A 15,890-nucleotide genomic window follows, 5' to 3' on the forward strand; every position below is an offset into this window, starting at 1 on the left:
CAAAACCCGAACACAAATGAGCATTGAAATATTCCCACATTCCTTAGTTAGATATGCTGGTATGGATTACCGGACTTTTGATGGTTTTAAATTTGGAGGGACCACAGACATTCTGCAAAAACACCAGCAAATCATTGCTGAAAAAGCAAAATTAAAGCTATTGATCTGTGATCAGTTGTACGATTTAATTACGGCACAGACAAATGACGAAAACAGACTGATCCTGATCAGGCTGAAACGACAGATTTATAACGATAAAAAAATAGTCCTCCAAAAGCTGGAGGATTCAGCCGTGTTATTCCCTGTTGAATTGGCTTTAGCACTCAAACGTTACCTCTATCTTGAGCAATCGATCACCAATTTCCATGATGCAAACCGAACAAACTTTCAGCATCAGCTGATTGGACAACATCGAAAACTTCAGGAGCTGGCCTTAGATCCGTCCTTACAAAACGGGCTCCTCTTATCCAGCCCTGTTTTACTGGAACAGCTTCCGGGATATCAAAAAAGCGCGGCGGAGGCTTTTCGCCAGAAGGAACACAGGATTAGTTTTAGTTTGCTCCGTTACCTGACGAGGATGTGTTTTAAGACCTCTCCTTTCAGCACCTTTACTTACACAGGGATCATGCGGCTGTCTGAAAAACAACAATTGGTACCGGAGTCATCCTCCAAAGTCATTGATCATAAAATCAGGCTCAACAACGGCTTGTTTGAATATTTAAAATCAGTACTGATCCATCATCCCCGGATCAATGAATTGATGAAGGTCAAACTCAATAAGACTGCAACAATCAGGGAAGAAAAGATCCATTTCCTGATCAACTTTAACAATATAGAATCCTTCCAGCAATTGCCTGCAACGGGATTACAGCTGTTGGTGTTTCATTATTTAAAACAGGAGAAACAAATACCCAGTTTAGCTCAGTTGACAGAGAAGGTATCGGAGGCTGTAGAAAATGCCGGTACCGGCACCATCAAAGCTTATTTGTTTAAGCTCATTGCTGCAGGATTATTGGAACTGGGAATGGAAACCTCCGGCATCAATCCCAAATGGGATGAACAGTTATTGAAATTCTTTCAGGAGATGGATACACAGGATGCAGATGTCAGGTTGCTTACCGGGTTGTTTGAACAATTACAGGAACACAAATCGGGGTATTCAAAAGGAAATACGGCGGCAAGACGGGCTGTTCTGGAAGCTGCAGAACATCAGCTGGCGACAGTTTTAAAAACCTTACAGGCTTCGGCCGGACTAACGGCTCCTTCAACTGCAATTGCCCCCCCTTCCGAATCCAGTCCACTTGCTGCATTTGAAACCATAAATTTTAAACCCCATCATTTTTCCGGCAGGCAGCTATTTTATGAAGATTGTTATACGGCTGAACCGGAGTTTTTAAACGAAAGCCTGATCAAAGAATTCACAGACAAAGCAGATCAGTTACTGAACCACCTGAGCCCGCTTGATCTGCTAAAAAATGAACGTCAGAAAATGACACTTTTTTTCCGGGAACACTACCCTGAAAACGCAGTGGTTAAAGTCGCCGATTTTTACCATGCCTATTATTTTCATGTAAAAAAACCAGAGAAGGAAAATCCGGCAGCATCAACTTCCCTGAACCCCGGCGACTGGGAAAAAGCGGTAAGCAGGAAACTGGCAGAGCTGACCGCGGACCAACCGGATTTCATCGACCTGGACCATCAATTTTTTGAACCCTTCTCAAATCCAAAGCCTGTCAATCATCAATACTCCAGGGCATTGTTTGTTCAGTTTTATCCTAAAAAACAGTCTGGTCATCCGAAAGGTCCGGAAGGAATTTGCGGGGTCATCAATTCCGTTCTGCCGGGCATGGGCAAAGTAAGCGGCCGATTTTTGCCTTTATTCTCCCCTGATGTCAGTGCTGACTTTCTCCGTTACAACTCAGCGCTTCATCCGGAAATGCTCAAAGCAGAGATCAATGATGCTTCCAGTTTCAATGCGAATATACATCCTCCCCTGCTTGATTATGAACTTGCTTTACCCGGAGGAAACAAGAGTTATCCGGAACATCAGCAAATGCAGATCGATGACCTGCTGCTCAGCTTTGATGAAAAAACAAATTTCCTAAAACTCAGTTACGGAGAAAAACAGGTTTACACCTATGACTTGTGCCTGGAATCATTTTATAACCGTTCCAATTTATACCAGCTGATGGCTCATTTTAATGAAGAAGAAAAGCTCTTTCTTCCGCCATTTATCAGCCTGGTAGATACGCATTACCTGAAAGCTGAAGAGGAACAGCCCGGAGAAATCCTCTCTCTTCCAAGGATCACCTATGAGAAAACAGTAGTTATCCGAAGAAAAACCTGGCGTATAAAAACGGATTCCATACCAGCACAGCGGCCAGGGGAATCAGATTACGACTATTTCATCCGGATCAACGACTGGCGCTTCGGTCATAAACTTCCGGCCAACATCTTCCTGTTTTTAAGAAAGAGATCCTTTTTCATCAAACCTTCCGCTCAAAAGAACACAAAAAAAGAAGGATTGAACGATGATTACAAGCCCCAGTTTATTGCTTTCGAACAGCCGCTGCTGATCGAATTGTTTAAGCGCTTACTGGCCAGGGCCGGAGATTATGTGGTCATAGAAGAAATGCTCCCCGGGCTCCCTTCCGAAAACCAATCTGAACCGATCAAAGAATACCTCCTGCAATGGTACAAATATTAAACTATGGAAACTAAATGGTTTGCGGTATACCTGTTTTATCCTGGTGATCTGGACCTGATGTTAAATCAGCTGGTTCAACCTTTTATACATGATTTTTTCAAAGAAGGATCAGCGGAAACCTACTTCTTTATCCGATACCGGGAAAATGGAAGTCACATCAGGTTGAGGATGAAGGTCCTTCCTGAAACGCAGGCAATGCTGGAATTGGAAATAAATCAGCGGGCAGCCGGATTTTTCGTCCGGTACCCGGAGTTAACGCTCCCTCAGGACTTAGCAGCGACAACTGCCCCACCCGGTCATAAAGTGGTTTACAGCAGCTATGAACCCGAAATAAAACGCTATGGAAACCTGCAAAGTATGCCATGGGCAGAGACACATTTCTGCAGGTCTTCTGTCTTCATTTTAGATTGGATCAAATCGAGAAAAACCGGGGCTTCAGTATTGGTTCAGGCCCTAAGCATGCACCTGATTTTATTGTATGCAACCGGCTGGGAATTCTCCCGCCTGCTTCAGGTATGCGATGTCTTTATCAATGGCTGGCTTCCAAGGTTATACGACCCGAATGAAGATCCTGTTCAGGAAAGCGCATTCTGGCTGAAGCAATTTGAATTGTCTTTTTCGCCTGCGAAAACGCAGACCTTAATCGCTTCGAAAAGTTTTTGGGAATCCATGACCGAGGATGCTGCAAGTGATAAAATCAGCCGGTATACACATGAAAACAAATCAATTATGAAAAATTATCTGTCTGCGGGATTTGAGGAAACAAAGCTGACAGAGATCGTTACCAGTATGATGCACATGAACAATAACCGCCTTGGCATCTCCAATTACGAAGAGGCTTATGGTGCTTATTGCCTGCGCCAGTCGCTGGACTTTATTGCCCAATCTTAATCTCTATTACATGTCTCTATTTCATCCGGCACAAACCGAAAAGATAAACGAACAACTTCAAGGCCTCAATAAGGAGCTGCTGTCTGCTGCTGTCAGAGACGATGCCGGTCTGTATTGGCCAGGTCCCTATTACGAAAGTACCGGTCAGCTTTCCTTTAAAACAACAGCAGATATCTTCAATGGCAGCAGTGGAATTGCCCTGTATTTTCTTGCTCTTTTTGAATATTCCGGCAGAAAAGAAGATTTACAAATCGCGGAAGACATCGTGAGCAGGACCCTGAAATCTGAGGAACTGCTAAAACCCCGTTCCTTTGGCTTTTATACCGGCCTTACAGGTGTCATCTATACCTGTATCCGGCTCTATGAGCTGAACAGGAAGAAAGAATACCTGGATACTGCCCTGGATCTGAGCCTAAGCAATCAGAAAAACATCATTGAGCATACCGCAAAAGCCGACTTATTGAGCGGATACTCAGGAAGCCTCTTTGTATTTACCTTACTCTATCATCACCTCCGCTCGGCTGCAATCTTGGCTATGATTCAGCAGATTGTGGACAGACTTGTGCAGGAAGCAAGGATTTCTGAAACAGGACTAAAATGGGATTACAACAGGTCGAAATCTGCATTCGACAGCCTGGCAGGTTTTTCCCATGGGGCCTCCGGGATTGCCTATTCGCTGATGCAGGTAGGAAATTATTTTAAGAACGAGGGGCTGATCTATCTTGCAGAGCAGGCCTTACAATATGAAATGCAGTATTTCCATCAGGAATCGGACAACTGGCTGGATTTGCGGTTGGGGAGTTACAGGTTGGGCCTGCCCGATGCTTATAAATGGGACCTGAACCTCTTTCTACCGGAAATGAAAGAGGTCAATTCCTGGGCACATGGTGCTGCCGGAATCGGATTATCCAGGTTGTATGCCTGGAAAATCAGCAAAAACCCGGTTTACTTTGCACAGTGTAAGGCCGCGCTTAACAGGTGCCTTTCCGATTTGAAAAAGATGGACAGAACAGATTTCAGCTTATGCAGCGGCTATTCGGGCATGATCCCTTTTCTTTTAAAATTTCAGGAGCTGAGCAAAAAAGAGCTCAGCAATGAAATCTGGTCTGTTATTGAGCAGGCGAGCCTTCAATATGAAACGACAGGCAGTTACAATACTTATATTTCTGCCAGTCCGCTTGATTTCGGCCTCCTGTCGGGAAAAGCGGGAATAGGTTATATGCTTTTACAGTTGCTAAATCCGGAAATGGATAATGCCGTTTATCCGGCTTTACCAGTTGCCCATGATGCTGTACCTGCTACTATTGGCCCGGATAAAAGGGCCATACAGCAAGGGATTTTTTCAGTGCATTATCCCAAAACAATTCAATTGCTAAATCTTTATGAACCCGGTTTTACTGAAACGCTTCATGCAGACGACCTCCGGGAATTTGAAGGAAAGATAAATCAGAAAATCAACCTGCTGTCTGCTTCCAAAGGCTGGGAGTTGATGGAAGTCTTTAAATTTGAAAAAACAAGGACCAGCTGCTGGAAGATACACAAAGGATATTTGTGTTACGCGAAGAAAAATGAATTCATCAGAAATCAGAATAAGCAGTTGCTGTTCAGCACGGATGAAGTACTGCTGGACTTAAAGCTAGGTTTATCTGATCATGTCAGGTTCTATCCCATCGCCTCCAGACTCAGGAAAATCATGGAATTAAAACAAAGTGATTACGCGGCATTGTTCCTCTCTGAGGAATCAGGACTCCATACAATTTACATTGGTCAGCTTCCTACATTAATCCTAAGCCATCTGCATAAAGCACTGAGCAGCGGAAGGAAACTGATGGATTCAATTCTGGATGATCTTCTGCAGCAGGACCAATGGACAATGGAACATGAGGCCTTAAAACAAAGGCTTCTCCTGCAAATCAGGTCGCTCATCCGGAATGGAATACTAAGTGTTAAAGCCTAAGTAAGGGAAGTCAGCAAAACTGACCTCCCTTGTTTTATATGTTGCTATAGAACTAGCAGATTACAGTAGTACATTTAACCGGATCCGCATGGTGGTCATCTGTAGGTTCAGTATGAGTTGGCTCAGAAACGTTACCCAAACCACCCGATAGGCGACTGGCAACTTCTGTATCAATACTGGTCACAAAGCTCTCTAATTGAAGGTCTTCAAGATTTAACTTGATTTTATCCATTGAATTGTTCATATGTAATAATTTTAAGAATGATGCCTACTGTGGTATCGGGTTTTTGGCTATCCCCGGTTGCAACAGGACTAAGTTAGCTATTTGCAACAAAGTTGCAAAACTTATTTAACTATTTTTTTTCCTCTCTTTTTTATGCTAATCTGCCGGGGTCTGGCAGCCTTTATCTGCAGCTAAAATTAAAATCAATACATAAAAACATATAGATATCTATAAATCATGACATCTATTATTTCAGAAGGATAAAATCTGCCATTCTATTTTATTTCCACCTAAAATAAAATACTCCCGGTTCAATACTGCAATTATTGCCCTATTAAACCGGGAGTATCAACTCTTAATTTTTTATTTAGCTCAGCGCTACTGCAGCCTCCAGTATCAGTGCGGTCACCTCCTTAGGATGGGAAGCCAATGAAGCATGACTTGCATCCAGATGAATGATTTTTTTCGCGTTGATGTGTTCTGCCATTTCCTGTTCCGTTTGCGGCGGAATCATATGGTCATGGTCTGAAACCTGATACCAACTTGGTTTACTTTTCCATGCCGGTTTAGTGGTTTGATCAGAAAATCCGCTTCCATGAATCGGCTTCTGAGATAAAGACATCACCAATGCTTCATCTTCGTTCAAATCCTGGCAGAAAGACCGATGAAACTCATCATATTTAATCCATAAAAAACCCTGACTATCCGGGTAGATGCCCGCAGCACCCTTTGGCGCTTCTCTTCTTCCAAAAATGCTGCCGAGGCTATCGCCTTCGTCGGGAGCAAAGGCGGCGATAAACACCAGGCCTTTTACTTTTTCATGGTTTCCAGCGCCCGTGATTACCGCCCCTCCATAGGAATGGCCGACCAGTAAAACATCACCTTCCTGGGCATCAATCAGGTCCCTGGTTTTGTTGATGTCATCCTGTAGGGAAGTCAATGGGTTTTGAACTGCTCTTACTTTGTAACCTTCTTTGCTTAAGGCAGGAATAACATGCCTCCAATGTGATCCATCACCCCATGCTCCATGAACCAGGATAATTGTTAAATTTTTGTTACTCATTGTTTTGTTTTTTAAGGTAGGTTTTGTCTTTAATTTAACAGAAACCGAAGAAAAAAGTTTATGGTTTCCTGTTAAATTAACGTTAACGGTTATCCGTTGTATTTGAACACCAAGTTGAAAGAAATAAAGGAACCTTACCCATAAACCAGGTTAAGAAAAAACCTTAACCTGGTTTAAGATCAGCAATTCATTCCCGGAAAAAATGATGATAAGAACTACCTATTGACACAATTGAACATTTTTTGTCAAAATGTTCTTCAAATCCGTTTAATATGCTGTTAATTCCTATTGACCAGCAATTGGTCGTCAATAGGTGGTTGATAGGTCCGTGATTGGTCTGCCAGACCTTTTAACGATGTTTTCGAGGCCAATTGAAAGATAGCATTAGGTTAACGCATATGAACATGATCTGCAAAACATTTCGTAACTTACTATCAATCAATTTAATCATTTAATTAAAAACATCAAAATGGGAACATTAAGAAATGGGTTATTTGGCGGATTCCATGGCAGAGTCGGCAACCTCGTAGGTTATACGTTAAAAGGTAAAAATGTCATCAGAATGATTGGCAAAAGCAATAAACCGCTTACCCCGGCAAGAAAGGCAAACTGTGAAAAGATGAAGGTGGTCAATGAGATCCTGAAGCCTTCACTTCCTGTGATCCGTACAGGGTTCCGCCTTGTGGTTGCCGGAACGGACAGAAACGAATACAATGAAGCGGTTTCTTACAATAAAAAGAACGCAGTTCAGGGCGAATATCCGAATATCAGTCTGGACTACACCAAGGTATTATTGAGCATGGGAACACTTCCTGTGGCTGCTAATCCAACCATCAGCCAGCTGGAGGAAAAAATCACCTTTAGCTGGGATAAACCGGACATCCCGATGAGCCAGTATGATACTGACCGTGCCATGCTGGTGATTTATTTCCCGGATTTAAAGAAGACCAGTTGCCAGTTAATCGGGGCACAAAGAGTAGAGGGAAAAGATGTAATTACCATTAGTTCAGAACATATAAATGAACGTATGGAAGCCTATATCTCTTTTGCTAAACAGGATGGCAGAGAGATCTCCAATAGTGTGCATGTGGGTTCTTTGAATACGACTCCCCTGGTTTCTACGGAAGTAAAACCCGAAGAAGCGGTTAAAACCGCTGAGGTTCAGAAAAAGGATCAACAGCAGGAAAATCAAAGCAATGAACCCGTTATTTGTCAGCAATCTCCTCTTTCTGCGGATTTAGGGCCTGCAAAACAAAACAATGCTTACGTCCCTCCTTCGTAATTGCAAAAGACAAGCTTTTAGCGGATTTTCAGGGCGAAAAACTAGAGCTCCAGGACCTGTTTAAACCTGGCGATATGAAAGCCATTCTTAAGTACTCTTTTTGTTTGCGGACTTTTTGGGTCCAGCAGGGGATTGGTATGGTTAAGATGAATGAAATAGATCTTATTTTTCTCAGATTCAGGAAGCGATTCAAACAGTTTCATGCTTTCCACCACAAAAGGGTGCGGAATTTCTGAAATGGGCCGGTTGTTGATTTCTTTTGCATCGTAAAAGGTCGCATCAATCAGTGCATAATCTACTTTCTTTATTTCCTCCACAATGTTTTTATCCCATTTCGACCATTTGTCGATATCCGGAATAAACAATGCTTTTTTATGAGGTCCTTCAATCAGGTATCCAACCGTTTCAGAATACTCATCCCGATGCGGCACCTTAAATGCTTTGACCTTTACATTGGGAGAAAGGATGTTTTCCTTTGCTTCTTCGATGGGTTTGATCTGAATATTGTTCAGGCTAACCAACTGGCTCCATGGCCCGCTGCTTTCCAGAAATTGCTTCATTTTCGGCATGGCATAAACCGGAACGCTTTTAGCATTGAGGGCTTCCCTGCCGAGGTACATTAAGCCGGTATAATGACCAATATGCGCATGGGTAATAAAAATACCATCGGGAACCTCCTTATTGCTGAATAAGGAAAGGTTCCTCAGGAGTTTTGCCTGCGCCGGAAAATCCGGTGTCGGATCAAACAGCCAGTTCAATTTATACTCCGGATCAATCAGGCCAAGGGAAGCCACCATTCTGGTTTGATCCGGATTTTTAAATAATTCCTTACAGCAGGCTTTGGTACAGCCAATATGAGGAGAACCTCCATCCTGAACATTCCCCAATACGATCAAGGCCGGTCTTTTCTGTTGTCCTTCCGCTTTAAAAAAGCTGATCAGGCCCAACAAAAGCAAGGTGCTCCATATTTTCATCCAGGTTATGCTTTTTTGTTTGCAGCAGCAAGCCCCATGAAGTCGGCCATTACTTTTACAGATTCATCTTCGATAAAATCAAAAGCATCGTCTTTGGTTGCTTTATCTCCTTTTTTCAAGACCGGAAGACCTCTGAAGACCCTTAATTCATTTCTTCTGGTAAAGCTTTCTGCCTCTTGTTCGTCACGTTCTTTTTTCAGTTTAGCTTCATTCAGGGTCACAGATTTTTCATTGTTCCGCTTTTTAGCATCCGCAAGGTTTTGCTTGAAATACTTGAAATACAAAGATTCCGCCATGCGTTTTTCGCTTCTTTTGATCAGTTCGGCCTTGATGGCAGAAAGGTTGCCCAATGGCTGAAAACCAGCACTGTTGATCACATCCCATGATAAGGCAGAAGGCTGGCTGCTTTCCCCTATTTTATCGGTCTGGTAACGGGAAGGGAACATCACATCCGGGTTCACCCCTTTCAACTGTGTACTGCTTCCGGTAATCCGGTAATATTTATCCATCGTCAGGTTGATCTGTCCTAAATTGATCGCTGCAGGGCTGATCTCTTTCTTCTGACTGGAATCTACCTGACTGATTAAAGCTGCCATTTTTTTCAGCACCTCAGGATTTACCAGCCTGTTTAAGTCAATCACAGACTGCACAGTTCCTTTACCATAAGTCTGACTTCCCATCACAATACCACGGTCATAATCCTGGATCACTCCGGTAAAAATCTCCGAAGAGGAGGCACTGGAACGGTCTACGATCACGCCCAATGGCCCGGTCCAGGAAAGCTCATTTCCGCTTAAAGTTTCGACCCTGGTTTTACCGCTTAAATTCTTTACCTGAACGATCGGTCCTTTATCGATAAATAAACCGGCCAGAGAAACGGCTTCCAGTAAAGCGCCGCCCCCGTTTCCACGCAGGTCCATCACGATCCCGTCTACCTTATCCTGATTTTTTAAGGTATCAATCAGTAATTTCACGTCGCGGGTGGTACTTTTAAAATTCTTATCTCCGGCTCTTGCGGCCTCAAAATCGAGATAGAACGCAGGCACATAGATCACCCCCACTTTATAATCCTTTCCGTTGTTGCGGACTGTTTTCACGCTTTTCTGGGCAGATTGTGCCTGCTGAATCACCTTTTCACGAATCAATTCCACGATTACAGGCTCAGATGAAAGCTCCTTGCCATCAGGAATCACTTTAAGGCGGACTTTTGTTCCTTTAGCGCCTTTAATTTTGGAAATACTCACATCCAATCTCCAGCCTACAATGCTCTCAAAAGCTCCATCTCCCTGAGCTACCGCCACAATCCGGTCGCCGGGACTTAGTTTCTGTCCTTTTGCCGCAGGGCCTCCGGGAACAATACTTACGATTTTAGGCACTTCATTCTCGATCATTAATAAGGCGCCGATGCCCACTATAGAGCGCGACATTTCTTCGTTAAATGCTTTGGCATTGGAAGCGTTAAAATAATTCGTATGCGGGTCTAATGAAGCCGTCAGGGCATCCATCAGCATTTGAAAGACATCCTGATTGTTTACTTTCGCCACCTGAGATTTTAAATCCAGGTAGTTTTTGCTCACGGTTTCTTTACTTTTAGCCGGTGCTGAACCTGCGAGGTTTAAATTGATCAGTTCATATTTAACCCTTTTCTTCCAGGTATCATTTAATTCCATTGCTGAAGCAGGCCATGCCTGTTTTGAACGGTCATAAACATAAGTATCATTCTGACCAAAATTCAGCTCTGTTTTCAGCTGGGCAACCGCAAAATCGAGCCTTTCATTCAGCCTTTTCGCGTACATGTTGTAGATGTAAAAAGGAACCGTTAAATCTCCGTTTTTAAAATCATCATCCAGCTGATACCTGTACTTTTCAAAATCTTTGATATCCGAGCTCAGGAAATAATTTTTCCCCTGATCCAGGGTCTTAATGTACTGATCCAAAACGATGGAAGATATCGAATCATTCACCCTGATCTTTTTATAATTGTAGTTTTCAATCAATGCAACCACTTCTTTGATGACGAATTGCTGTTGTATATCTGGTTTAATATTCTTTACTCCATCCACAATTGGCTGTGTTTTAGGTAGGGCCGCCTGGCAGGCAAGTACAGCCGTCGTTAAAAACACAAATGATAACCTTCCTAACATTTTCTTAAATAATTTAAAATTCAACTCTATTTTACTGACCTCAATATGTATCATTATATTTTTCAAATTCTATGCGAATACCCTGAATAACAGATTTTTTGTTAATTTATCTCCTAATATACTAAAAAAGACGATCCCGATATTCAGGCCAATCTCTTGTATCAATAATTTTAGCATACGTAGTCCGGTTATCAGCACTTTTCCTGATACATTTTCAGATTGCTTTTCAGGCTGCCTCTTGCAATGTGAATCCTGGTTTTCACCGTTCCAATGGGGATGTTTAGTTGTTTGGCAATTTTATATTTTTTCATAAACTTCAAAATAAAGGACAAATCTGGCATAGTAATGCGGCTGTAAATTTCTCAATATCTAAGGGATATCATCCATAATAATGAAGCGGCAGACTTTAAACTAAAAAAAGCAAGAAAGGTTTAAATACCATAAATGTAAAGTGCACGTTTTCCGCGGATACCTGATACTAATTTTAATGTATATTTCTATCCTAAAAAGTATGGAATTAATCCAAAAAAAAATCTGATATTTAACCTCAGTTCACAACAAAATTTTCGCTTATTATTGTTCATGACTCAGGTATTCCTAAAAAAGTTGTTTCAAGGACGTCAAAGCCCGCAAACGCTTGATACTATTCAAGCAATTATGCATGCAGCACGGGTAGGAAACACTACCATTTTGAAAGAAATGATCCGCCTTGGAAACAAGGTAGACTGCCGGAACTTGAAAGGTGCTACGCCATTGATTGTTGCCAGTTATCATAATCAGCTGGAGATTGCTGAAATTCTGGTAGCCGCAGGTGCAGATATTAATGCACAGGACAATGGAGGTCACACGGCGCTCATGGGTACCATACATGAAGGTTATAAAACCATGGCCGAATTTCTAATCCGCCATGGAGCAGATCTGAACCTGCAACATGAAAACGGGGCTACTGCATTAATGTTTGCGGTCATGTTTGATCAGAATGAAATCCTGAAAATGTTATTACAACATGGTGCTGACGCTTTCATTCTGAATGTCTGGGGCCGTTCAGCAATCGATATTGCCCGAAAACAAGACAATCAGGAAGCACTCTTTCTACTAACATCAATCACTTGACTATCAGTCGTATTCTAATGGAATCTCCGTATCTGCGAGTCTTTTTCCCTCGTTCCAATACCGTCTTAAAAAAATATCGATCCTTCTCATCAAATCAGTCAATTCAAAAGGTTTGGCAATAAAGGCATCATGACCATAGTCACCCAAAGACAATATATTACTGGGAAAAGCTGAATAAATGACTACAGGAATATGCCGGGTCAATTTATTCTCTTTTATCTGAATACAAAGCTCTCCACCATTTACTATTGGCGACAAGTACTCCAATAAGACCAAATCAGGCCGGAAGCTCAGGATTAACGGAACGATATTATTTATACCTGAATAAATCCTGTAGTCGAACCCCGATTGGTTAAAACACGAGGAGAGTTTTTTACGCATTTGCAGATCAGATTCGATCACCAGAATCCTAAATGGCTTGACGACTAAATTTTCCATAAGAGATTAATCTCTTATAAAATTATAAAATATATTGTCCCGAATCAACTGTTTTCATAGGGATCTTCGTAAGATGAAATACGTATTTTTAAGGTTTGCTTGCTGAAAAGCAATTTCTTAATTTTACGTGGTTTTTAAATGCCAATGATAAAATCTGATAATTTTTCCCAGGAGATCCTAAAGGATATTGAGGACATCAACCGCATCTCGGTAGTACCTACAATTTTAGAAGTTATTTGCCTGACTACTGGTATGGGTTTTGCGGCGATTGCAAGAGTAACGGAAGACAAATGGATTGCCTGTTCTGTTAAAGACGACATCCAGTTTGGATTGGGCAAAGGCGGGGAACTGAAACTGGAGACCACCATCTGTCATGAAATCCGACAAAGCGGACAAGAAGTAGTGATTGACCATGTAGACGATAATCAGGGTTTTTCTTCACACCATACTCCAAAGCTCTATGGGTTCCAGAGCTATATTTCGATGCCAATTATCCGGAAAGACGGCAGTTTTTTCGGGACCCTTTGTGCCATTGACCCAAAGCCGGCAAAATTAAACAATCCACAGATCATAGGGATGTTTAAGCTCTATGCAGACCTGATCTCCTTCCACCTCAGTGCCCTGGATAAAATGGAGGTCACGGAAAGCGACCTGGTAGAAGAACGTAAGACCTCCGAGTTAAGGGAGCAGTTTATTGCCATTTTAGGGCATGATTTGCGAAACCCGCTGGCTGCGGTATACAACAGTGCACAGATGCTGATGCGATTGCCTTTGGACGACCGTCCTCAGCGTCTGGTCCGGATCATTAAAGACAGTGCGCACCGTATGACAGGCCTGATTGAAAATGTATTGGACCTGGCACGCGGACGTATGGGAGAAGGGATCAATGTGAGCAAGAACAATAACCAGCCGATGAGGGAAATTCTGGAAGAAGTGATCTCGGAATTTCAGGCCATCTCCCCTGCCCGGACGATTCAGGCAGAGTATCATCTGGATGGGCCTGTGCATTGCGACGGGATGCGGATTGCGCAGTTATTCTCCAACCTGCTGGGGAATGCAATTACCCATGGTTTGCCCGAAACGCCAATTATGGTGAAGGCAGACAGCAATGAAAACAACTTCAGGCTCTCCATCACCAACTTCAGCGATCAAATCCCGGAAGAGGCCATGGCGCAGCTGTTTCAACCGTTTTCCAGAGGAAAAGTAAAACCCGGACAAGAGGGCTTAGGCCTTGGCCTGTACATCTCAGCCGAAATTGCCCGGGCACACCGTGGTAAATTAGAGGTCGTATCTAACGATAAAGAAACCTGTTTCTCCCTGCAAATCCCGGTTGATCCATCGATTTCTCTATCCTGATTTTTTAAGGTTTATACTGGTAATCCAGCACGATACCATTTATGGAAAGCTGGTTATTTTTAACCTTTGTCTTTTTTCCTGCAGGAACACAAACCAGCACCAGCGATTGCAGAGATGGAATCTGCACTTTAGCTCCCGAGCTTACATTTCGGGCGATAAAACGCTGGCTGATCAGGTCATACACGTCTGACTTTCCTTTTGCGGGCGTTTTAAAATTAATGGTTTTCGTTGTCCCATAGGGATTGTAAAACAACCAGGTCGGATAAGCATCCCCGCGGTAAAAATCAGTCGCCAGCAGGTCGAGGCCCAGGATGCCTTTAATCTCCGTTTCCTTGACAATGCTGCCGAAAATCCCGACATGACCGCTTCCGTAAACACTGAATTGTGAGACTTCAGGGTTTTGTCCCGGCATCCATTTAGGACCGTCCCCCTGTGCTACAGGCGCTTTTAAAGATTGGTATAAGGTATCAAAAGTAGAAGATTTCGCAAAACCTTCATAAGCAATCACCCCTTTGGTTACATCCGCGAAGCCGGGCAGGGTCTGATGTTCCTTTGGCATATACTGAGGGTAAAAAAATCTGGAGGCATTTACCGCATTTAACATCCATTTCCCGATTGCATTTGCATATTTGGGCTGGTACCTCACCAGGGGAACCAATGGCCATGCCGCATCAAAGGTATTCATCAAAAAAGCATAGCCGCCATGATCTACCGTACTTCCAACCGTTCCGGAAATGTCGAAACCATTCCAGTTGCCCACTAAGAATCCCCATCCTTCCCGGCATACCGCAGTTCCATCGAAAGTCCAGTTTAACATTTTTTGAATGTCAAAAGCAGTTCCCTGTTCTGCGTTCATTCTTGCTGCGAGGTAAGCGCCAAAAGGCATTAACAGTTCGTAGGTAGGATTGATCTTCTGGCTTTCCAAAGCTTTCATTGCTGAGATTGCTCCTTTGAGGTAACGGGGATCGCCAAACTTTTTATAGGCTGCGTACAAGACATAGGCATGCCCCGCAGCGGCATCCGGCTGTGCACAGATTTGTGTCGTCATTGGTTTCATCTTCCCATAATCAAAATAGGAATAATTGTAATTGCCATTTAAAATGGAATCCGCTTTATAGAATTTCTCCGCAATGCTTCTGGCCATCATTTCAAAATCAGGAGCAGCCGGATATTTATCGTAAATCGCATAAAACAATACATTCGGATAGACATCGTACCACCAGTCTCTTCCATATCCTCCACCCAACAGTGCCACTTCCGGTGCGGTGTTGTTCATCATGATGTCCCATCCGGTATCTTTATTGAAATAGTTTTTCAGCATGCCGACGTAATTCAGGCCCTGCTGGTTGCTTTTATCCAGTCCAACCAGGGTTGCGCCCAACACAGCGCCCATATTGGCCAGGGCCTCATGAAACATGCCTTTGTTGTGCCCTGCGCCCTGCCTCACATCCCCTACCGCGGTATACATGCCCATCACCGGCTGTTTGAAATTCTTGCCTGTGCTGTCCATCCAAACCATTGGCCAGTATTTGCCTTTGGCATTAAAATCATAAATCGTCCGGTCAAAATTAAGGGCCATTGCTTTCCAGTCGATGATCTGCAGTGGTTTGGGCAGGTCTGCCATCTGGTTTACACGGTCAATTTTAACCTGTTTCACCTGGGCATGGGAAAGTGCAGCAATAAATAAGGAAAGGAAGGTCAGTTTAAGTTTCATCATTGGGGTTCATCTAAGATATTAAAAA

General features: G+C 43.0%; 12 protein-coding genes. 6 read left to right on the forward strand and 6 right to left on the reverse strand.

Annotated features, from left to right (window positions below):
* Positions 1 to 16 precede the first annotated feature (16 nt).
* Genes DBR43_RS20950 through DBR43_RS20960 form a run of 3 tightly spaced genes read left to right on the forward strand, consistent with a single transcriptional unit; the run spans position 17 to position 5,555 of the window.
* Entirely contained in the window at positions 17 to 2,707 is a 2,691-nt protein-coding gene (locus DBR43_RS20950) for a lantibiotic dehydratase (RefSeq protein WP_124584352.1), read from the forward strand.
* 3 nt (positions 2,708 to 2,710) lie between these two features.
* Entirely contained in the window at positions 2,711 to 3,598 is an 888-nt protein-coding gene (locus DBR43_RS20955) for a thiopeptide-type bacteriocin biosynthesis protein (RefSeq protein WP_124584354.1), read from the forward strand.
* A gap of 10 nt (positions 3,599 to 3,608) precedes the next feature.
* Complete coding sequence (locus tag DBR43_RS20960; RefSeq protein WP_158622565.1) at positions 3,609 to 5,555, forward strand: lanthionine synthetase LanC family protein; 1,947 nt, start codon at positions 3,609 to 3,611, stop codon at positions 5,553 to 5,555.
* Between the two features lie 52 nt (positions 5,556 to 5,607).
* Here the strand turns inward: DBR43_RS20960 and DBR43_RS20965 are convergent, their stop codons facing one another.
* Together DBR43_RS20965 and DBR43_RS20970 are read right to left on the reverse strand one after the other, a co-directional pair.
* Entirely contained in the window at positions 5,608 to 5,799 is a 192-nt protein-coding gene (locus tag DBR43_RS20965; protein WP_124584358.1) for a pinensin family lanthipeptide, read from the reverse strand.
* A 346-nt stretch (positions 5,800 to 6,145) separates the two neighbouring features.
* The gene (locus tag DBR43_RS20970) at positions 6,146 to 6,841 is read right to left on the reverse strand and encodes an alpha/beta fold hydrolase (RefSeq protein WP_124584360.1); all 696 of its coding nucleotides are present in this window, start codon (positions 6,839 to 6,841) and stop codon (positions 6,146 to 6,148) included.
* 469 nt (positions 6,842 to 7,310) lie between these two features.
* Between DBR43_RS20970 and DBR43_RS20975 the strand changes: the two genes are divergently transcribed.
* A complete protein-coding gene (locus tag DBR43_RS20975) occupies positions 7,311 to 8,123 on the forward strand; it encodes a DUF6266 family protein (protein WP_124584362.1) in 813 nt (270 codons plus the stop codon).
* 41 nt (positions 8,124 to 8,164) lie between these two features.
* Here the strand turns inward: DBR43_RS20975 and DBR43_RS20980 are convergent, their stop codons facing one another.
* Together DBR43_RS20980 and DBR43_RS20985 are read right to left on the reverse strand one after the other, a co-directional pair.
* Positions 8,165 to 9,097 carry an MBL fold metallo-hydrolase gene (locus tag DBR43_RS20980; RefSeq protein ID WP_124584364.1) on the reverse strand — a complete coding sequence of 311 codons (933 nt, stop codon included), beginning with the start codon at positions 9,095 to 9,097 and terminating at the stop codon, positions 8,165 to 8,167.
* A gap of 5 nt (positions 9,098 to 9,102) precedes the next feature.
* Positions 9,103 to 11,241 (reverse strand): carboxy terminal-processing peptidase, encoded by a 2,139-nt coding sequence (locus DBR43_RS20985; protein WP_233603075.1) that lies wholly within the window; start codon positions 11,239 to 11,241, stop codon positions 9,103 to 9,105.
* Between the two features lie 582 nt (positions 11,242 to 11,823).
* Here DBR43_RS20985 and DBR43_RS20990 point away from each other — a divergent pair.
* Positions 11,824 to 12,354 carry an ankyrin repeat domain-containing protein gene (locus DBR43_RS20990; protein ID WP_124584368.1) on the forward strand — a complete coding sequence of 177 codons (531 nt, stop codon included), beginning with the start codon at positions 11,824 to 11,826 and terminating at the stop codon, positions 12,352 to 12,354.
* A gap of 3 nt (positions 12,355 to 12,357) precedes the next feature.
* On the opposite strand, the gene DBR43_RS20995 is transcribed toward DBR43_RS20990, so the two are convergent.
* Positions 12,358 to 12,792 (reverse strand): PleD family two-component system response regulator, encoded by a 435-nt coding sequence (locus DBR43_RS20995; protein WP_124584370.1) that lies wholly within the window; start codon positions 12,790 to 12,792, stop codon positions 12,358 to 12,360.
* A 144-nt stretch (positions 12,793 to 12,936) separates the two neighbouring features.
* On the opposite strand from DBR43_RS20995, the gene DBR43_RS21000 reads away from it, so the two are divergent.
* Positions 12,937 to 14,148: a GAF domain-containing sensor histidine kinase gene (locus DBR43_RS21000; protein WP_124584372.1), complete on the forward strand. Its 1,212-nt coding sequence runs from the start codon at positions 12,937 to 12,939 to the stop codon at positions 14,146 to 14,148.
* A 4-nt stretch (positions 14,149 to 14,152) separates the two neighbouring features.
* Here DBR43_RS21000 and DBR43_RS21005 read toward each other — a convergent pair whose 3' ends face one another.
* Complete coding sequence (locus DBR43_RS21005; protein ID WP_233603078.1) at positions 14,153 to 15,865, reverse strand: hypothetical protein; 1,713 nt, start codon at positions 15,863 to 15,865, stop codon at positions 14,153 to 14,155.
* Between the last annotated feature and the right edge of the window lie 25 nt (positions 15,866 to 15,890).

The organism is Pedobacter sp. KBW06, assembly GCF_003852525.1.
GTDB lineage: Bacteria > Bacteroidota > Bacteroidia > Sphingobacteriales > Sphingobacteriaceae > Pedobacter.